Origin of the sequence: Catenulispora sp. EB89 (assembly GCF_041261445.1) — a bacterium.
In the GTDB taxonomy this organism is placed as follows: Bacteria; Actinomycetota; Actinomycetes; order Streptomycetales; family Catenulisporaceae; genus Catenulispora.
Map to the genome: position 1 here is coordinate 325,984 of NZ_JBGCCU010000009.1, position 19,025 is coordinate 345,008.

General features: G+C 69.9%; 17 protein-coding genes and 1 pseudogene. 11 read left to right on the forward strand and 7 right to left on the reverse strand.

Features of this window, described 5'->3' with window-relative positions; translation table 11 throughout:
* Nucleotides 1-28: 28 nt before the first annotated feature.
* The 3 genes and pseudogenes from ABH920_RS21890 to ABH920_RS21900 form a co-directional block, all read left to right on the forward strand.
* Nucleotides 29-736 (forward strand): annotated as a pseudogene (locus tag ABH920_RS21890) (M28 family metallopeptidase); the annotation flags it as partial.
* Between the two features lie 69 nt (nt 737-805).
* Nucleotides 806-2,221, forward strand: coding sequence for an FAD-dependent oxidoreductase (locus ABH920_RS21895; RefSeq protein WP_370350978.1), 1,416 nt, complete (start codon nt 806-808; stop codon nt 2,219-2,221).
* 209 nt (nt 2,222-2,430) lie between these two features.
* On the forward strand, nt 2,431-3,825 hold the full coding sequence (locus tag ABH920_RS21900) for an FAD-dependent oxidoreductase (protein WP_370350920.1): 1,395 nt from the start codon (nt 2,431-2,433) through the stop codon (nt 3,823-3,825).
* Nucleotides 3,826-3,912: 87 nt separating this feature from the next.
* Here ABH920_RS21900 and ABH920_RS21905 read toward each other — a convergent pair whose 3' ends face one another.
* Both ABH920_RS21905 and ABH920_RS21910 read right to left on the reverse strand, forming a co-directional pair.
* Nucleotides 3,913-6,369, reverse strand: a complete 2,457-nt coding sequence (locus ABH920_RS21905) for a glycoside hydrolase family 75 protein (protein ID WP_370350921.1) — start codon at nt 6,367-6,369, stop codon at nt 3,913-3,915.
* A 302-nt stretch (nt 6,370-6,671) separates the two neighbouring features.
* Entirely contained in the window at nt 6,672-7,100 is a 429-nt protein-coding gene (locus ABH920_RS21910) for a heavy metal-responsive transcriptional regulator (protein WP_370350922.1), read from the reverse strand.
* Nucleotides 7,101-7,357: 257 nt separating this feature from the next.
* Between ABH920_RS21910 and ABH920_RS21915 the strand changes: the two genes are divergently transcribed.
* On the forward strand, nt 7,358-7,777 hold the full coding sequence (locus ABH920_RS21915; RefSeq protein ID WP_370350923.1) for an arsenate reductase ArsC: 420 nt from the start codon (nt 7,358-7,360) through the stop codon (nt 7,775-7,777).
* A 73-nt stretch (nt 7,778-7,850) separates the two neighbouring features.
* Here the strand turns inward: ABH920_RS21915 and ABH920_RS21920 are convergent, their stop codons facing one another.
* Both ABH920_RS21920 and ABH920_RS21925 read right to left on the reverse strand, forming a co-directional pair.
* Nucleotides 7,851-8,570, reverse strand: coding sequence for a response regulator transcription factor (locus ABH920_RS21920; RefSeq protein WP_370350924.1), 720 nt, complete (start codon nt 8,568-8,570; stop codon nt 7,851-7,853).
* A gap of 153 nt (nt 8,571-8,723) precedes the next feature.
* On the reverse strand, nt 8,724-10,142 hold the full coding sequence (locus ABH920_RS21925; RefSeq protein ID WP_370350925.1) for a deoxyribodipyrimidine photo-lyase: 1,419 nt from the start codon (nt 10,140-10,142) through the stop codon (nt 8,724-8,726).
* 134 nt (nt 10,143-10,276) lie between these two features.
* On the opposite strand from ABH920_RS21925, the gene ABH920_RS21930 reads away from it, so the two are divergent.
* The 5 genes from ABH920_RS21930 (at nt 10,277) to ABH920_RS21950 (ending at nt 14,752) form a co-directional block, all read left to right on the forward strand.
* Nucleotides 10,277-11,629: an NAD(P)/FAD-dependent oxidoreductase gene (locus ABH920_RS21930; RefSeq protein WP_370350926.1), complete on the forward strand. Its 1,353-nt coding sequence runs from the start codon at nt 10,277-10,279 to the stop codon at nt 11,627-11,629.
* 5 nt (nt 11,630-11,634) lie between these two features.
* Entirely contained in the window at nt 11,635-12,417 is a 783-nt protein-coding gene (locus tag ABH920_RS21935; RefSeq protein WP_370350927.1) for a DUF1365 domain-containing protein, read from the forward strand.
* A 2-nt stretch (nt 12,418-12,419) separates the two neighbouring features.
* Entirely contained in the window at nt 12,420-13,232 is an 813-nt protein-coding gene (locus ABH920_RS21940) for a DUF1295 domain-containing protein (protein WP_370350928.1), read from the forward strand.
* 156 nt (nt 13,233-13,388) lie between these two features.
* On the forward strand, nt 13,389-13,988 hold the full coding sequence (sigK, locus tag ABH920_RS21945; RefSeq protein ID WP_370350929.1) for an ECF RNA polymerase sigma factor SigK: 600 nt from the start codon (nt 13,389-13,391) through the stop codon (nt 13,986-13,988).
* A 5-nt stretch (nt 13,989-13,993) separates the two neighbouring features.
* Nucleotides 13,994-14,752, forward strand: coding sequence for an anti-sigma factor domain-containing protein (locus ABH920_RS21950; RefSeq protein ID WP_370350930.1), 759 nt, complete (start codon nt 13,994-13,996; stop codon nt 14,750-14,752).
* 36 nt (nt 14,753-14,788) lie between these two features.
* Here ABH920_RS21950 and ABH920_RS21955 read toward each other — a convergent pair whose 3' ends face one another.
* Nucleotides 14,789-15,382 carry a nuclear transport factor 2 family protein gene (locus ABH920_RS21955; RefSeq protein ID WP_370350931.1) on the reverse strand — a complete coding sequence of 198 codons (594 nt, stop codon included), beginning with the start codon at nt 15,380-15,382 and terminating at the stop codon, nt 14,789-14,791.
* 165 nt (nt 15,383-15,547) lie between these two features.
* Here ABH920_RS21955 and ABH920_RS21960 point away from each other — a divergent pair, with 165 nt between their 5' ends.
* A complete protein-coding gene (locus ABH920_RS21960) occupies nt 15,548-16,531 on the forward strand; it encodes a hypothetical protein (RefSeq protein ID WP_370350932.1) in 984 nt (327 codons plus the stop codon).
* A 117-nt stretch (nt 16,532-16,648) separates the two neighbouring features.
* Here the strand turns inward: ABH920_RS21960 and ABH920_RS21965 are convergent, their stop codons facing one another.
* The gene (locus ABH920_RS21965; protein WP_370350933.1) at nt 16,649-17,095 is read right to left on the reverse strand and encodes a winged helix-turn-helix transcriptional regulator; all 447 of its coding nucleotides are present in this window, start codon (nt 17,093-17,095) and stop codon (nt 16,649-16,651) included.
* A 93-nt stretch (nt 17,096-17,188) separates the two neighbouring features.
* On the opposite strand from ABH920_RS21965, the gene ABH920_RS21970 reads away from it, so the two are divergent.
* Entirely contained in the window at nt 17,189-17,797 is a 609-nt protein-coding gene (locus ABH920_RS21970; RefSeq protein WP_370350934.1) for an NAD(P)-dependent oxidoreductase, read from the forward strand.
* Between the two features lie 48 nt (nt 17,798-17,845).
* Here ABH920_RS21970 and ABH920_RS21975 read toward each other — a convergent pair whose 3' ends face one another.
* Nucleotides 17,846-18,889, reverse strand: a complete 1,044-nt coding sequence (locus ABH920_RS21975) for a TolB family protein (protein ID WP_370350935.1) — start codon at nt 18,887-18,889, stop codon at nt 17,846-17,848.
* Between the last annotated feature and the right edge of the window lie 136 nt (nt 18,890-19,025).

The window sequence follows — 19,025 nt, forward strand, 5'->3', positions numbered from 1 at the left end:
GATCGCGCCGGAGCCGTCCGCTGAGCGCATGAAGGCCACGGTCACGACGCTGGCCGCGCGCGAGCTGGCCGGGCGACGTGTGGCCAGCCCGGGCGGGACCGCTGCCCGCGCCCGGCTTGAGGACGAGCTGACCGCACTCGACGCGGTCAGCGAGGTCGACGCCTTCGACACGCCGGTCGGCGGCGCCGCCAACCTGTACGCCGCCATCGTCCCCGCGGAGTCCGGCGAGCCGGATATCTGGCTGACCGCGCACTACGACGGTGTCGGGGACATCGACGGGGTCCATCGGCCCGGCGCCTCGGACAATGCCTCCGGTGTCGCGGTGGTCCTGGAGGCCGCGCGGCTGCTGAAGAAGCACGTCCTGAAGGGCGCCGGCCTGTCGATCGCGCTGCTCGACGGCGAGGAGATCGGCACGCTCGGCTCGGCCCACCACGCCGCCCGGCTGGTCGCCGAGGGTCACAGCCCGCTGATCATCAACGTCGACGGCGCCGGCGAGTTGCACGAGTCGGTCGCTGTGGAGGCCGGCGGGGCCGCCATGCCGATCCTGACCGCACTCGACGCGGCCGGGAGGGCGACCGACGTCCCGCTGGCCGCTGGACAGGTCGCCTCGGACAACCGCCGGTACGCCGTTGCCGGCCTGGCCGTTGTCGGCCTCGGGGCCGGGATGCCCGGCTATCACTCGGAAGACGACACGGCGGAGCGGGTCCAGCCCGAAACCCTGACGGCGATGGCCGGACTGGTCGTCCGAACAGTCATCGAACTCGCATCGCAGAACACGCGTATAGAACAGGACGGAGTCGGAACGATGAATCAGGCCCAGGAGGAACTGCCCGTCGTGGTGATCGGCGCGGGACCGGTCGGCCTGGCCGCCGCCGCGCACCTGGCGGAGCGCGGCATCACCTTCCAGGTGCTGGAGGCCGGCGACACCGTCGGTGCGGCGATCCGCCAGTGGGGCCACGTGCGGCTGTTCAGCCCGTGGCGCTACGACATCGACGCCGCTGCCCGTGCGCTGTTGGAGCCGACCGGCTGGACCGCGCCGGATGAGGACGCCTCGCCGACCGGCGCGGAGCTGGTCGAACAGTACCTGGTGCCGCTGGCCGCCACGCCACAGATCGCGAAGCACATTCGTCTGCGGCATCAGGTGACCGCGATCAGCCGGGTCGGGGTGGACCGGGTCCGCTCGCGCAGCCGCGAGTTCGCGCCGTTCCTGGTGCGGGTCGAGACCGAGGGCGTCACCACCGATCTGCACGCCCGGGCGGTCATCGACGCCTCCGGCACCTGGGGCACTCCGAACGTCCTGGGCGCTTCCGGCCTGCCGGCCCACGGCGAAGCCGAGGCAGCGGCGTTCATCGACCACGCACTCCCGGATGTCCTCGGCCCGGCCCGCGCCACCTACGCCGGCAAGCACACGCTGGTGGTCGGCGCCGGGCACTCGGCGGCGAACACGCTGCTGGTGCTGGCCGACCTCGCCGAGCAGGAGCCGGGGACCCGTATCTCCTGGGCGATCCGGACCGGTTCGGCGGCCCGCAGTTACGGCGGCGGAGAGGCTGACGCCCTCCCGGCACGTGGTGCCCTCGGGACCCGAGTGAAGAAGCTGGTCGAGCAGGGGCAGATCGAGTTGATCAACCAGTTCTCGGCGCAGGCGATCAGGGTCCTCAGTAACGGCAACGTCGAGGTCGAAAGCACCGATGCCCGTGGAGCGAAGAAGGTCGTGACCGTGGATCGGATCGTGGCCGCGACCGGGTTCCGTCCCGATCACTCCATCACCAGCGAGCTGCGTCTGGACCTGGACCCGATCCTGGGTTCGACGCGTGCCCTGGCCCCGCTGATCGACCCGAACGAGCACTCCTGCGGCACCGTTCCCCCGCACGGCGTGGACGAGTTGGCGCACCCGGAACCCAACTTCTACGCGATCGGCATGAAGTCCTACGGCCGCGCCCCGACGTTCCTTCTCGCTACCGGCTACGAGCAAGCCCGCTCCGTGGTCGCCGCCTTGGACGGGGACTGGGACGCCGCCCGCGACCTCCGCCTGGAACTACCGGAGACCGGGGTCTGCAACACCACCCTCCCCGGCGACGAGGGCGAAGCCGGCGGCTGCGGCAGCTCCTGCGGGACGCCGGAGCCGGTGAGCATCGGGCTGGCGACCGGGATTTCGGGCGGGCTGCCGGCCCGGCCGCTGGCGATCGTCGAGGCGGACGGCGGGTCCAGCTGCTGTAGCTGACAAGCTCGGCTGGCGGATGGTCGGCCTCTTGGCCGAGCTGTACGCGGTGTGGATGCTCGCGCGGCCCGGACGCGGCTCGCATCGGCAGCGAAACAGGCTGCGGTGTTCTGAACGTGCTTGAAACGCGCAGGACAGTTAAGGCAGAGACACTTTACTTAGATCCACACAACCCACTTAGATCAGTACATCGACATCTCCCGGGAGTCCTGATGTCCGCTAAGCATGTGGTCGCGATCGGTGGCAGCGATGCCGGTATCAGTGCGGCGCTGCGAGCCCGCGAACTTGATCCCAGCAGCGACGTGACCGTGCTGCTCGCCGACGGCTATCCGAACTTCTCCATCTGCGGCATCCCGTACTTCCTCTCCGGCGAGGTGGCGGACTGGGGTGATTTGGCGCACCGCACCATGGCCGATCTGGAGGCGTCCGGGATGCACGTCGTGCCGTGGTCCACCGCGGTGTCGATCGACGCCGAGCAGCGCCGCGTCGGCGTGTGCGGGCGTGACGGCCGGCTCTCGGAGGTGGCGTACGACGAGTTGATCGTCGCCACCGGTGCCGACAGTGTGCGGCCGCCGATCGCCGGGCTGCGTGAGCTGGGGCCGGATCGGGGTGTGTTCCTTCTGCGCTCGATCGGCGACGCGCGGGCGTTGATGGACGACCTGTCGGCGCGGCAGCCGGGCAGTGCCGTGATCGTCGGCGGCGGGTACACCGGGCTGGAGATGGCCGAGGCGCTGATGACCCGTGGAGTGCAGGTGACGCAGATCGAGGCGCTGCCCCAAGTGCTGCCCACGGTCGACGCCGATCTCGGAGCGCTCATCCGTGCCGAACTCGCGCTCCACGGTGTGGAGGTTCTGACCGGGACCACCGTCGCCGAGGTCACGACCGACGCGGCGGGGCTGACGGTGCGCGCCAAGGGCCCGGACGGCCAGAATCTGGTCCGCACGGCCGATGTGGTCCTCGTGGTGGCCGGCGTGCGGCCGAACACCGCTCTGGCTGAAGGCGCCGGCGTCCGTCTAGGTGCGCGCGGGGCGATCGCGGTGGACCGGCAGATGCGTACCAGCATTCCGCACATGTTCGCCGCCGGGGACTGCGCGACCACCCATCACCGGCTGCTCGGCGAGACGTGGCTGCCACTGGGCACCACCGCTCACAAGCAAGGTCGCATCGCCGGGGAGAACGCCTTGGGCGGCAGCCGCAAGTTCGCCGGGAGCCTGGGCACCCAGGTGGTCAAGGTGTTCGACCTGGTCGCGGCCCGCACCGGCTTGCACACCGCCGGGGCCGCAGCCGCAGGCCGGGGCTGGAGTCCGGTCGACTCGCTGAGCGTCCAGGACGACCACAGGCGCTACTACCCGGGTGTCTCTCCGATCACGATCAAGGTCACCGGGGACCGCGACACCGGCCTGCTTCTGGGCGCCCAGCTGGTCGGGCACGTCGGCGCCGAGATCGCCAAGCGCGTGGACATCTACGCCACGGCGCTGTTCCACGGCATGCGGATCGAGGAGATCAGCGACCTGGACTTGTCCTACGCCCCTCCGCTGGCCTCGACCTGGGACGCGGTGCAGGCGGCGGCACAGGTCTGGGACCGCGAGCACCAGCGGCTTGCATAAGCCGTTGCAGGGTCCGGCAGTTCACACGTGCCGGCCCCGACACTCCTTCCAGAGTGTCGGGGCCGGCGTGTTCCTTGGAGCGCTCGATCAGGAAGTCGTCAGCGCGGTGTCGTCGATGACGAAGTTGGTGGTGCCGCCGCTGGTGTCGGTTTCGGCACCGCTGAACTTCAGCGTGACCGTCTGCCCGGCGTACGCCGACAGGTCGGCGGTGCGCTGGGTGTAACCGGTGCCGTTGTCCAGGTTCGAGAACGACCCGACGGTACCCAGCACCGTCCCAGCCGAGTTCAACACCTGCACAGTGAAGGTATCGGGCTTGGCGCTGGTTGTGTTCTCCGTGGAATCGACATGCAGCCAGTAACTCAGGGACGCCGTGCAACCGGCCGGTATGGTCACCGACTGGCTAGCGGTGTCAGTGTCCTTGGACCCGTTGCCGTTGAAGTCCGCGATCCACGACCCGGAGTGCGCCGGCTCAGCAGACGTGGCCTTGGTGATCGGAGTGAAACCCAACGTCGAACTCTGAGACCAAGACGTGGCCCCCGACTCGAAACCAGGGTTCGCCAACAACTGCGCCGACGTGCAACCACCGCTGGGCGCGGTCACCGTCAGCGTGAGCGTGGCGGTGTGCGAGCCCGAAGCGGCCGCGCCGGTCACGGTCACCGGGTAGGTCCCGGCCGGGGTGGTCGAGGCCGTCGCGATGGTCAGGCTACTGGCACCGCCCGCGGTGACCGACGCCGGGTTGAAACTCGCCGTGGCCCCGGCGGGCAGGCCGGACGCCGACAGGGCCACCGACTGTGCCGACCCGGATGTCACCGCGGTCGTGACCGTTGACGTCACCGAGCCGCCGGCCGTGACCGAACCCGATGCCGGAGCATCGGAGACGGAGAAGTCGTTCGTCGGCGGCGGCGAGGTGCTGCCGGAGACGTTCAGCGCGGTGTCGTCGAGGACGAAGTTGGTGGTGCCGCCGCTGGTGTCGGTTTCGGCACCGGTGAACTTCAGCGTGACCGTCTGCCCGGCATACGCGGACAGGTCGGCAGTGCGCTGCGTGTAGCCGGTGGCATTGTCCAGGTTCGAGAACGACCCGACGGTGCCCAGCACCGTCCCAGCCGAGTTCAACACCTGCGCAGTAAACGTGTCGGGCTTGGCCGTAGTCGTGCTTTCTGTGGAATCGACATGCAGCCAGTAACTCAGGGACGCCGTGCAACCGGCCGGTATGGTCACCGACTGGCTAGCGGTGTCAGTGTCCTTGGACCCGTTGCCGTTGAAGTCCGCGATCCACGACCCGGAGTGCGCCGGCTCAGCAGACGTGGCCTTGGTGATCGGAGTGAAACCCAACGTCGAACTCTGAGACCAAGACGTGGCCCCCGACTCGAAACCAGGGTTCGCCAACAACTGCGCCGACGTGCAACCACCGCTACCGGCCGAGGTGACGGTGAGTGTGTACGAGGCCGTGTGGGTACCACTGGACGCCGTTCCGGTCACGGTGATCGGATACGTACCCGCCGGGGTCGCCGCCGAGGTGGCGACGGTCAGTGTCGAGGACGCCCCGGAGTTCACGCTGGCCGGGCTGAACGAGGCCGTGGCCCCGCTCGGCAGGCCGGACGCGGACAGCGCCACCGACTCGGCGGACCCGGACGTCACGGAGGTGCCGACCGACACCGACGCCGAAGAACCGGCCGTCACCGACCCCGAGGCCGGAGACACCGCCACCGAGAAGTCGTTCGCCGGCGGCGGAGGCGTGCCGCCCATGCTCGAGCCGAGGGTGTTCAGGGCGTTCTGCACCATGCCCTGGGCATTGGCGTTGAGGTTGGCGTTGGTGCCGTTGACGACCCAGGACGCGCCGGAGATGATCGCGACGGTCACGCCGTTGTCCACGCCGCCGGTGGTGCCGCTGCTCGGGATGCCGAGCAGCGAGGCCGCCTTCACCGACGCCTCGCCCAGCTCGCGCGAGTCGTTGGACGAGGTGGTCTGACTGTTCCCGGTCTGGGTGTCACCGAAGATCGCGCCGATGACGTTGCCGTTGTAGAAGACCAGCGCGAACTGCCGGCCGGAGATGCCGTGCTCCTTGTAGAAGAAGTGCGGGCAGGGGCTCGTCTTGTCCCAGCAGTCGTCGCCCAGGACGTAGAACGGCACGTGGTGCGCGGCCAGTTGCGCGCCGTTGCTGTCCTGGAAGGTGGTCTGGTCCTGGTGGTCCGGATCCGGATCGGGGTCGCTGCCGTCGTCGTCGATGGCCATGCTGGAGGTGTAGACGAAGACGCCGGCCGTGGGCTGGTACACGTTCACGTTCATGGCCCGCGTCATGGTGTTGATGTGGGGCTTGGTGTTGACCTGGGTGGCGGAGGTCGAGTTCTGCTTGATGTCGGCCAACACCTGGGCGGCCGTGTACGTGGTGCCGCTCGACGCGGCAGCGGAGTGCGTGGCGGCAGCGGACCGCGTGGCGGCGGCGCTGTGCGTAGCGGCCGCGCGGGCGTTCGCGGTGGCCGCCGGGGTGGCGAGTGCAAGGGCTGCGACGAGTGCCACAGCCAGGCGGGTACGGATCGATGACATGGTGGTGTGGGCCTCCCACAAGCGATTCGTAAGGGTGTTTTACCAATGAAGCACGCGGGTGGCCGACCCGCAATGACTCTCGTCAATAAAGTTAACAAGAGTTGTGGTTTACTCAACACCCGTATACGCAGGCCTGGGCCGTCGCCGAGGAGGATCACAAAGCTCTGGCATAGCTCCGCCGGCGCGCGCGGCGAAGCGTCACACTCAGCTCAGCAGCCGCAATCGCAGCCGCACAGCTCCGGAGAACAGTCCGGGTCGTCGCAGCAGCACGCCGCGTTCACCTCGATCTCGGTCATGGAACGTCACCTCCTCTCGGTCGGCGGGCACCACACGCCGGGGGTCGGCGGTGGACAAGTCGCGGACGGCAGCGCATCGGCCATCGCCGCCATCTCCGCTCGAAGCGCCGCCAGGCGGGCCATTTCGGCGTCCACCTCGGCAATGCGGCGGCGCAGCAGATCCTCGGCGGGCTCGCACGGGCACGTCCCGGTGTCGCGTACCGCCAACAGGTCAGCGATGTCGCGCAGCCGCAGCCCCAGGCGCTGACAGCCCTGCACGAACTGCAGCCGCTCCACGGCTTCGGGGCCGTAGGACCGGTAGCCGGACGCGGTGCGCTCCGGCGCCGGCAGCAGGCCCTCGCGTTCGTAGAACCGGACCGCGTCCGGGCTGATGCCCACGGCGGCGGCCAACTCCGCGACCCGCAGGCCCTTCACCATCACGTCCGTGCCGCTCATGGCCTCCACGCTAAACCTTGGATCCGACTCCAAGGTCAAGCCCTGGGCGGCCTGGCGATCCTGATCGACGACGGGGCCGTTGCCTCGGAATATCCATTTCTGTCAACATAGACATATGTCGATGCAGGACCACGCCTCGCTGGTCAGCGAGCCGCTGAGATCGCATCCCATGCCGGTGCCGACCGCCTGACCGACCTGCTCACCTACCTGCCGGAAGCCGCGGACGGCGAACCGGACGACCGGAAAGGCACCCCCTGATGTCCGACACCAAGCCGTCCGTGCTGTTCGTCTGCATCCACAACGCCGGCCGCTCCCAGATGGCCGCCGGATTCCTCACCCACTACGCCGGGGACCGCGTCACCGTCCGCTCCGCCGGCTCCGCACCGGCGGACGCCGTGAACCCCGCGGTGCTGGATGCCATGAACGAGGTCGGCATCGACCTGTCGGCTGAGACCCCGAAGATCCTCACCGACGAAGCCGCCCTGGCCTCGGACTACATCATCACCATGGGCTGCGGCGACACCTGCCCCGTCTACCCCGGCAAGAAGTACCTCGACTGGGTCCTCACCGACCCCGCCGGCCAGGGTGTCGAAGCCGTGCGCCCCATCCGCGACGAGATCGAACGCCTCATCAAGGGCCTGATCGACGAGATCGGCACCAAGAACGCGGCGGTCTGAAGGCCGGCGAATCCGGCCGGGCCGGGTTCCGGCTTGCGCGTGCCCAGCTCAGCTCAGGTCAGCTCAGGTCAGCTCACGCCGTCGCCGCCTCCACCGCCGCCCGAGTCCCCGGCACGAAGCGGTAGCCCGTCCCGAACTCGGTGAGCAGATGCACCGGGTGCTGCGGGTCGGCTTCGAGCTTGCGGCGCAGGCGCGCCATGTGGAAGCGCAGGTGGCCGCTGTCGCCGGCGGCCTGGCCCCAGACGTCGCGCAGTAGGCGGGCGATGCTGACGAGTTGGTTCGGGTGCCGCAGGAGTGGTTCGAGCACTGCCCACTCGGTGCGGGTGAGGCGGATGCCGGCGCCGTCGCGGGTCACCGTGCGCGCCGCGAGGTCCACGGTGCTGGGGCCGATGACGAACCGCACCGCGGCCGAGGCGGCTGCTTCGCCCGCGAACTCCCGGCGTCGCAGCACGGCGCGGAGGCGGGCGATGAGCTCGTCCATGGAGAACGGTTTGCTGACGAAGTCATCCGCCCCGGCATCGAGCACCCGCACCTTCTCCGCCTGGTCGGTACGCCCGGAGAGCACCACGATCGGGACCTCCGTCCAACCGCGCAGGCGCAGGATGACGTCGGCGCCGTCCATATCGGGCAGGCCGAGGTCCAGCAGCACGAGATCGGGACGATGCCGCGCGGCGGACGCGAGCGCGTCCACACCGCCGCCGGCCGTCTCGACCTCGTACGAGCGGGCTTTCAAGGTGATGCGGAGAGCTCGCAGCAGCTGCGGCTCGTCGTCCACGACAAGGATCTTCGTCACTTGCGCCGTTGCCTTTCGGTGGCGGGGCTACGTGATAACAGTGAACGCCCGGTATATACGGATGCTCCGTACCACTCGCATGACGCAAACGCCGTCACCACGAACGCAAACGCCCCACCTCCGAGATGCACGCCCCGCTCGCGCCGACGCGCCTCAGAACAGCGCCTCCCCCGGCTCCACCTCGCGCCTGGCGACCCGGCCGCCCTCGACCCCCACGATCGGCGCCGGATACCCGCGCTCGCTCAGCGCGGCCGGGCCGAGGCGCCAGGGCTGGTGCACCTGCGCCGGGTCCGCCAAGTCCGCGAGTTCGGGGACGTACCTGCGTACGTACTCCCCCGCCGGGTCGTAGCGCGCGGCCTGGCGCAGCGGGTTCAGCACGCGGTTGGGGCGGGTGTCCATGCCGGTGCCGGCGACCCACTGCCAGTTCAGGATGTTGTTGGCGACGTCGGCGTCGAGGAGGTGGTGCGCGAAGTGCGCGGCGCCGTGGCGCCAGTCGATGCCGAGGGTCTTGGTCAGGAAGCCCGCGGTGATCAGGCGCGCGCGGTTGTGCATCCAGCCTTCGGCGGCGAGCTGACGGATGCCGGCGTCGACGACGGGGATGCCGGTGGCGCCCGACGTCCATGCCGCCAGGCCCTCGGCGTCGTCGGCCCAGGTACCGCGCGAGCGCAGGTCGGTATGGGCGGCGTCCGGGCGCGCGGCGAGGACCTGGTGGTGGAAGTCGCGCCAGCACAGCTGACGCAGGAACGCCTCCGTGCCCGCGCCGGGGTGGTCGCGGGTCGCGCGCGCCGCGAGTTCGGTGGCCGACACGCAGCCGAAGTGCAGGTACGGCGACAGTTTCGAGGTGACGTCGGCGGCGAGGTCGTCGTGGATGTCCTCGTACTCGTCGACGGTGTTGGCCAGCCACTTGCGCGCCCGGAGCCGACCGGCGCTCTCGCCACCGGGTAGGTCGGCACCCGGAACAGGGCCGGGGTCGGGCACGGTCAGCCCGGCGATGTCGGGCACGGTCAGCCGTGGCGCCTTGGCCGGAACCCGCAACGGCAGCTCGGCCCACCGCCGCCAGTACGGCGTGAACACCGAGAAGTAGTCCCGATCCGTCGGCCGCAACTCCCCCGGCACCTGGATGGTGTGGACCTGGTCGTGCAGCTGGAGCACCGCACCCTGCGCACGCAACGCCGACGCGAGCGAACGCTCCCGCTCCCGCGCGTAAGCAGTGACATCGGCGGCCAGATGCACCTCCGTCGCCCCCACCTCGGCCGCGACCCGGCAGACCTCTGCGACGACCTCCCCCGACCGCAGCACCAGCCGCCCGCCGAGCTTGCGAAGCCCCGCATCCAGGTCGGCCAGGCACTCCTCCAGGAACCGCCGCCGCGTCGGGCTGATCAGCGGCAGGATCCCGTCGTCGAGCACGAACAGCGGTACCACCCGGCCGTCCGAGCCCCCGGCCCCGCCACCGGACGCCGCCGCGGCGGCCAACACCGGGTTGTCGTGAACACGCAGGTCACGGGTGAACAGCGCGATCGCGGTCGGCGGCCCGGACGGCAACGAAGAAGATGTAGGCAACGGCTTACTCACCAATCCATTCCAGCAGCTCTCCTTGCCGATTCGGAGCGGCACGCCGCACGGATTGCCCGCTCCCCGAATCCGCCAATCCGGATCCCCGCCGGCACCGAATACCTCCTGTCGAGACATCGTCAAGGGAGGTACCGGTGACCGCATCGGCGTCAGCACGGGACAACAACCGCGAGCAGGTAGCGGTCATCGGCTCCGGCATCGCCGGGCTGACAGCCGCCTACGTCCTGCAACGGCGCTACGACGTCCTGCTGTTCGAAGCGGACGACCGCCTCGGCGGCCACGCCCACACCCACGAGGTCGCCGACGCCGGCCGCATACTCTCCGTCGACAGCGGCTTCATCGTCCACAACCGCCGCACCTACCCGCACCTCATCCGCCTGTTCGCCGAGCTCGGCGTCGCCACCCAGCCGACCGAGATGTCGATGAGCGTGCGCTGCGAGGGCTGCGGCCTGGAGTACGCCGGCGCGAAGGGCCCGCGCGGCCTGTTCGCCACCCCCGGCCAGGCGTTACGTCCGGCGTTCCTCCGGATGCTCCTGGAGGTGCGCAGGTTCCACCGCGACGCACGTCAGCTGCTGGAAACCACGCCTGACCCGGCCGCCTCCGCCACCACGCTGCGCGAGTTCCTGGCCGCCGGCGGCTACTCCCGCTTCTTCACCGACCACTTCATCCTCCCGCTGGTCTCCGCTGTGTGGTCCTCCGGACGCGAGACCGCGGAACGCTACCCGGCCGCGTACCTGTTCCAGTTCCTCAACCACCACGGCATGCTCGCCGTCACCGGCTCGCCCAGCTGGCGCACCGTCACCGGCGGCTCGAAGACCTACGTGGAGCGCGCGGTGAAGAACCTGCACGCCGTCCACCTGAGCACCCCGGTCCGGACCCTGCGCCGTACCGCAGACGGAGTCGAGATCCGTGACGACGCCGACGACCTCCACACCGTCGCCAAAGTCGTCGTCGCCACCCACTCCGACCAGGCATTACGCCTCCTCGCCGACCCCACCCCGGAGGAATCCGCGGTCCTCGGCGCCATCCCCTACTCGGTCAACGAGACCGTGCTCCACACCGACACCGCACTGCTCCCGTCGACGCGCGCCGCCTACAGCTCGTGGAACTACCTGCTGCCCTCCTGCACCCGCAGCTCCAAGCGGCCGCAGCCGCAGTCGCGACCCCGGCCCCAGCCTCACCCCGACGGATCCGCGGACCGCGCCGTCGTGACCTACGCGATGAACCACCTCCACCACCTCACCACGCCGGTCGAGTACCTGGTCACGATGAACGCCGCCGACCGGATCGACCCGGCGGCCGTCATCGACCGCATGCGCTACGAACACCCCGTCTACACCCCCGAATCCGTCGCGGCACGCTCCCGCCTCGCGGCGCTGACCACCGCCCGCACCGCCTTCGCCGGCGCCTACCACGGCTGGGGCTTCCACGAGGACGGCTGCGCCTCCGGCGTCGCGGCCGCCGCGGCGTTCGGGGTGACCTGGTGAGCAGCGTGGCGAGTACCCCAGCGGAAACATCAGCGCTCTACGAATGCCACATCCGCCACGTGCGCCGAGGCCGCGTGGCGAACGACTTCACGTACTCCTCCTACCTCTGGCTGGTCGACCTCGACCACCTCCCCCACCTGCCCGGCCCGCTGCGTCCGCTCGCCGGTTTCACCCCCGCCGACCACTTCACCGGCACCGACATCAGCATCCGCGCCGGCTTGGAGGACTTCCTCGCCGACCACGGGATCTACCTCACCGGCGGCAGGGTCCTGATGCTCACCGCGGCCCGCGTGCTCGGCTACGTGTTCAACCCGCTGACGGTCTACTGGGTCCGCGACGCCGACGACCGCCTCCTGTGCGCCGTCGCCGAAGTCCACAACACTTACGGTGGACGCCACGCCTATCTCCTGTTCCCCGACGAGGAAGGCCGCGCGAACGTCGCCAAGGAGTTCTACGTCTCGCCCTTCCTGCCGATCGAAGGCGGCGTCTACCGCATGCGTCTGCCCGAGCCCGACGACCAGCTCAGCCTCGCGATCCAGCTGGACGTGCCGGACGCGGCGCCGTTCGTGGCCAGCGTCCACGGCCGGCGCCGCGCCGCGACCCCCCGCGAGCTGCTGCGCCTGGCCGCCCGGCACCCGCTGGCGCCGCTGGCGGTCGCGGCCCGCATCCGAAGGCAGGGTGTTGCGTTGTTCCTGCGCGGGCTGCCGGTCGTCCCACGACCTGGAACCCGCCGAAGCGCCAGGCGCGACCGCAAAATCAAAGACCTGACAAAGACCGGAGGACAGTAAGTATGCGGGCTGAGTCAGTGTCGGCGTTCGCCGCCGTGTCGGCCATCGACGCGGCGGTTCTTCTGATCGTGTTCAGCGCCGTGTTCGTCGTCGCCCTACCTCGGAACCGTCACCGATACGTCGACGCCGTATGGGGATCGGCGTTCGCGCTGGTCGCCGTCGTGACCACCGCGCTGACCACCGGGCACGGCGACGGATGGCGCCGCTGGCTGCTGACCGCCTGCACCGTCGCGTGGGGGCTGCGGCTCTCGCTGCACATCGCCCGACGCGGACGCGGCGCCCCGGAGGATCCCCGCTACGCCGCGATGCTGGCCAAGGCCGGCGGGAATCCGGCGTGGGCCGCGTTCACCCGCGTCTACCTGCTGCAAGGGGCGCTGGTCTGGTTCATTTCGCTGCCGGTGCAGGTCGGCCTGGTCGCGATCGGCACTTCGGCCGTGGCCGTCGCGTGCGCCGTGATCGGCGTGCTGCTGTGGCTGGTCGGCATCGGTTTCGAGGCGGTCGGCGACTGGCAGCTGGCGCGCTTCAAATCCGATCCGGCCAACCGCGGCCGTCTCATGACCGAGGGCTTGTGGCGCTATACCCGCCACCCCAACTACTTCGGCGACGCCTGTGTGTGGTGGGGGCTGTTCCTGATCGCCGTGGGCGCCTGGCCGGTGCTGCTGACCGTCCTGTCGCCGGCGCTGATGACCTGGCTGCTGACCTCCGGGAGCGGTAAGCCCCTGGTGGAGGCCCATTTGTCGGCGACGCGTCCCGGCTACGCCGACTACGCCGCACGGACCAGCGCGTTTCTCCCCCGCTTCCCGAAGCGGAGCTGAGGCTGCTGACCGGCATCAACGCGGAGCCGACGATGTAGACACGTCCGGACCAATCCGGGACGGCTTGGGCACCGAATAGCAGTCGTGAGGCCAGAATTGGGACAGGCAGAGCGCCGCCGTGCCCCCGACGACTTCGACAGCTGGAGACGACAGCCCATGCTCGGACGTGCCGGCTCCAAGTCTGCCGGCTCCAAGACCGCGCCTGAGGAACAGGCGACGCTCGAATCGCAGCTGCACCGCGTGGCCCTCGGCGACCGGCAGGCCTTCGACACGGTCTACGAACAGCTCGCCCCGCCGATCCTGGGTGTGGCGCGCCGCGTGCTGCGCGATCCGGCGCAGGCCGAGGAGGTGGCACAGGAGGTGCTGGTCGAGATCTGGCGCACCGCCAGCCGCTTCGATCCGGAGCGCGGCTCGGTCCGGGCCTGGGCGCTGACCATGGCGCACGCGCGCGCCGTGGACCGCGTGCGCTCCGCCGATGCCGCCGCCCGCCGCGACGCGCGCGCCGCCGAGCTGATGGTCGAGCCGCCGTTCGACCAGGTGGTGGAGGCGGTGGAGGCGCGGCTGGACCGGGAGCGCGTCCGGCGATGTATGGAGGGGCTCACAGAACTACAACGCCAGTCGGTGACGTTGGCGTATTACGGCGGCTACACGTACTCGCAGGTGGCGCATCTGTTGAACAGCCCGCTCGGCACTGTGAAAACCCGTCTGCGCGACGGCCTGGCCCGGCTCCGCGACTGCCTGGGGGTGGGAGGATGAACGCCATGGACCCGGAAGTCCACTCGCTCACCGGAGCGTATGTGTGCCACGCGCTGGAGCCGGCCGAGCGTGAGGCTTTCGAACGTCATCTGGCCCAGTGCCCCACCTGCGTGCAGGAGGTGGCTGAGCTGCAGGAGACCGCGGCGCTGCTGGCCTCGGCCGCCGCCGAGACGCCGCCGGCGCGGCTGAAGGCGGCGGTGGACGCGCAGATCGCGGTGACGCGGCAGATCCCGCCGCTGGTCGCGCACGGCCCGGCGGCCGACCTGGCCGCGGCGCGGCAGGCCGCGGCCCGGCCCCGGCGGCGGTGGTTCACGGCCCTGGGGTGGGGCGTGGCGACCGGGCTGGCGGTGGCGGTCGCGGTGCTGGGGGTGCGGGTCGGCGACCAGCAGAGCCAGATCGACCAGGCGAACCAGCGCAGTGCGGCGATCTCGACGCTGCTGTCGGCGCCGGACGCGCACGCCGACAGCGTGAACGTCAGCAGCGGCGGGACCGGGATCGTACTGGTCTCGCGGTCGCGGGACGAGGCGGCGATCACGATCAGCGGGCTGGCGCGCCTGGAGCCGGGGAAGGCTTACCAGCTGTGGATGATGGGGCCGTCCGGGACGCGGTCCGGTGGGGTGCTGCCCGCCGGGACGCAGGCTTCGGACTCGGTGCTGGCGCACGGGTTGGGTGACGCGCAGACGATCGGGCTGACGGTGGAGCCGGCCGGGGGGTCGGCGCAGCCGACGACCGCACCGATCATGTTGCTGCCTATGCCTGCTTGATGCGTCGACTCATCGACTTGAAGCGTTGACCCATTGTCAGGCGTCGGCCAGCCAGGCGCGGGCCGCGTCGAGGATGGCCTGTTCCTGGTCGCTGAAGCGGGTCGGGAACGGGCCGGCCACTGACGCGCCGGTGCTTTCGAGCAGGTAGGCCAGAGCGGCGTACTCGCGGGGATGCCGGCTGCGCAGGTCGTCGGAGTCGATGTCCTCGGCGGCACGCGTGCCGAACGGGAACGTGAAGCCGCCCATGTCGTAGACGGAGTCGCGGTGCTCGATGCGCCAGACGCCGTCGCGGCGGCTGACGCGGTCGAGGAAGCGGTTGTGGACCGTGGCGCCGATGCCCAGTTCCGTGTGGTCGGCGAGGAGGATCGCGTTGGTCTCGACGAAGGCCCGGTCGCCGGCGAACTCGACGGTCGGGGCGCCGATGAAGTGCTTGCTGCGCAGGGGGCCGTGGGACATGCGGCGGGAGCCTTCGACGAAGTCGAGGGCTTTGCCGTCGAACCACAGGATTCTGAGGGTCGCGTCCGGGTGGAAGAGGGTGGCCAGCGCTTCCCAGTCCTGGCGGTCGCGGTGGATCCAGCCGGTCATCAGGTCGCTGATGGCTTGACGGTCTTGTGTGCGGTCGTCGGACATGGGGCCTCCTGCGTGGATTGAGGGAACCGATTGAGGGAACCGTGGGCAGGACCGGTGCGTCGAAGTGGCACCAGTTCTTCGGGTTTCGGGTTTTCCGGTTTCCGGTTTTCGGGCTTCTTAGGGGCGGCGATGAGGCGGACAGTTCTGACCGGTGTCGGTGTTGTCGTGTCAACGTTGATCGTAAGTGGGTGCGCCAGCAAGCCGGTCGCCTCGGACGGCGGTCCGGGCCAGGCGGTGACCACGTCCAACACGTTCGCGCCGGTGAAGACGAAGAACGACTGCACCGACTACGTGGCGCAGATCACGTCCGCCGCCAACGGACCCAGCCCGAAGATCGGCTTGCTTCCGGCGTCCGCGCATCCGGTCGCGCTGCTGGAGTGTGTGCAGGACTTTCAGGACGTTCCGGGCCAGGGGCAGTTCTCAGTCGTCAACACTGTGCGGTCGACGGGCTCGGTGGACGCGTTCGTCAGCGCTTTGCGAGCCGCGTATGTCAGGCCCCCGGAGCCGACTCCGCAGGGTGGGAACTACAGCTGCGCCGCCATCGGCTACGCCCAGCAGTGGCTCGTCCTGATCGACGCCGACGGCACGGCCTACCGCATCGAGATCCCGTTCTGGGGCGTGTGCCCCGCGCCGGACCGCACCGTGACGAGCGCCTTGGCGGCCGTGAAGACCAAGGTCACGTCGACCGTGCGGCTGCGCCAGACGATCTCGCAGGGCGCCCAGGCCAGTGGCTGCGAGCAGCAGTTCGCCGAGATGGCGTTCGTCGGCGCGCAGACGAACGGACCGGCGTCGACCAGGCCGTTCTTCGCGGGACAGAACGCCGGCAAGCCCTTCCGCGTCTGCTACTACAAGCTCACGGGCACCGCCGACAAGCAGAAGCCGGCGGGCGACTTCGAATCCGCCGCGACGATCACCGGCGCCCCGGCCGCCACCATCTACGACGGCCTGACGAACGCCGCCACGGCCGCCAACACTGACAGCTGCACCAGTCCGGCGACGGAGTACGCGGTCCTGTTCACGAACGGAGGCGCAGGCGACTGGAGCGTGGTGGAACTCGGCGGATGCAAGCTCGCCGCGTCGAGTTCCGGGCCGGACCGGGAGGTGCCGGCAGCGGTGATGCAGGTGCTGGTCGCGGCGAAGGGCACCTGAGGGTCGACCGCCAACCGGCTCGCCGCAACGCAAACCGCCCGCACCACCGCGAACGATGAACCGCGAACCGCGGCACGTGCACCCAGCCCGCGCCGCCGACCACTCACCCGGCCGCGATCAGTCCCCGTGCGCCGCGTCATAAGCCGCCTGCGCGGCCGCGAACCGCGGCATGTTCACCTCGGCCCAGTTCCCGATCACCGCGATCGGGCCGGCCAGGGAGTGGCCCAGGTCGGTGAGGGTGTACTCCACGCGGGGCGGGACCTCGGCGAAGACCTCGCGGGTGACCAGGCCGTCGCGCTCCATGCGGCGCAGGGATTGGGTGAGGACCTTCGGAGCGACGCGGCCGAGATTGGCGCGCAGTTCGGTGAAGCGCATCGGGCCGTCGGACAGGAGCAGGACGACCAGGACCGTCCACTTGTCGCCGATGCGGTCCAGGATCTGGCGCGTCGGGCAGTCGGCGTCGAACAGGTCGCCGCGGTCCGCGGCGGCCCCGGGCTCGCCGGACGCCTCCGGCCGGAGCTCGTCGACCAGGCGTGGTCGCGCTGGTCCGGCAATAGTAACCATGAGGTACTTATAGCACGTTGAAGTAATCAGTTACCAATGGTTACTGTCTTCCGTGTCATCAGAATCGACACCGACTTTGAGGGAGACACGACCATGAAGATCGCCGTCTACGGAGCCACCGGCATGATCGGCAGCCGGGTGGTGGCCGAGGCGCTGGCCCGCGGCCACGAGGTCACCGGCATCACGCGCACCGGCGGCGAGCTGCCCGAGGGCGTGCGCGCGGTGCGGGGGAACGCCGGCGACGCCGAGTCCGCCAAGCGCGTCGCGGCCGACGCCGACGTCGTCGTCTCCGCGATCGGGCCGAGCCGCACCGGCGGCGACCGGCGCGAGTTCCTGGCCGACCTGCGGACCCTGGCCGAGACGCTGGGCAGCGCGCGCCTGCTCGTCGTCGGCGGCGCGGGCTCGCTGCTGGTGAACGGCCGGCGGCTGGTCGACGACCCCGCGTTCCCCGAGATCTACAAGGCCGAGGCGCTCATCGCGGCCGAGGCCCTGGAGTACGTCCGCGGCCTCGGCGACACCGCCGACTGGACGTTCTTCAGCCCGGCCCCGGTGATCCAGCCCGGCGAGCGCACCGGCGCCTACCAGACCGGCACGGACTCCCCCGCCGGCGACCAGATCTCCGCCGAGGACTTCGCGGTCGCGATGCTGGACGAGATCGAGAAGCCGGCCTTCCGGCACCGCCGGTTCACCGCCGCGAACTGAACGCCGACTCACTGCCGGGGTCACCGTGACCCCGGCGGTTCGGAACCGTCACCCCGAAGTCACCGACGGCGAGAAGGCGTCCGGCGCCACCAACACCGGCTGCCCCGACCCGTCCGCCGGCGTCGACCACACGTCATACCCGGTCCCCGCCTTCTGCGGCACCGCGTACATCACCGTGTGGTCGTCCAGCCAAGCGGCCTGATCGTCGACACTCCGCTGCTCCGCCAGCGGCGTCTCCTTCAACGTCGCCAGATCCAGCACCTCCAGGTGCCACATCTTCCACGCGTCGCTCGAAACCCGCTTCTTGAACACGATCCGGGTCCCGTCCGGAGACAGCGACGGGCACTCGACGTTGTCGATCACCGTCGTCAGCGTGTGCGCCGCGGCGTTCCCCCGCACCAGCCATGTCTTGCCGCCGGTACCGAGCGTCGCATAGAACGTGTTGTCATCCGCCGCGAACGTCACGCCCCACAGGTTCTCGTCGACGTTGCTGTACGGCTTGCCCTGCAACGTGACCGCGAAGGACTCCAACGAGTCGGTCAGCACCCCGGTCTTCAGGTCCAGCATGGACGTCCGGGTCGAGAAAGCGGGCCCGTTGTAGGCGTCCCCGGCGACGAACGTGGTCCACGCGGCCATCCGGCCGTCGGCCGACAACCGCGCCCGGTTCGGAATCCCGGCCGCCTGCACCTTCTTGATCAGCTTCAGCGACTTGTCGTACACCTCGACCGACGCGACGCGCACCAGGTTGTCGTCAGCCCGCAGACACAGCAGCACCCCGGCCGCGGTGTATGACCGATCGCACTGGATGCTGGACAGCGTCGGGACGCCCGAGACAGTGCTCGGATTCCCCGACACCTTGCGCTCGGCCAGCGTCCCGAAATCAGGACCCGCGACCGTGGTTTTGTAGAGCAGGTATCCCGAACCGGTGTCCAAGCTGCTGGACTGGTCGAGAATGACAGCCCCCTTCACCCCGGCACGCGCCGTGGGCCGACCCTGATACGCCACGACCACCGCGCCCACGGCGACCGCGAGCAATACCGCGACAGTGGCGATGAAGATCTTCGTGCGATGCGGTGACTCGGTTATCGACACCGGCAGACGGTATCGCGGGGGATGTCCCCGCTGGGCAAGATCTGGCGTGAAGCCGAAATATCCCTGTACGGATGAAACGAAAACGCCTCCCTGACGCGAGACGGCCACCCGGGCCGCGGATTCCCGCACGCCACCC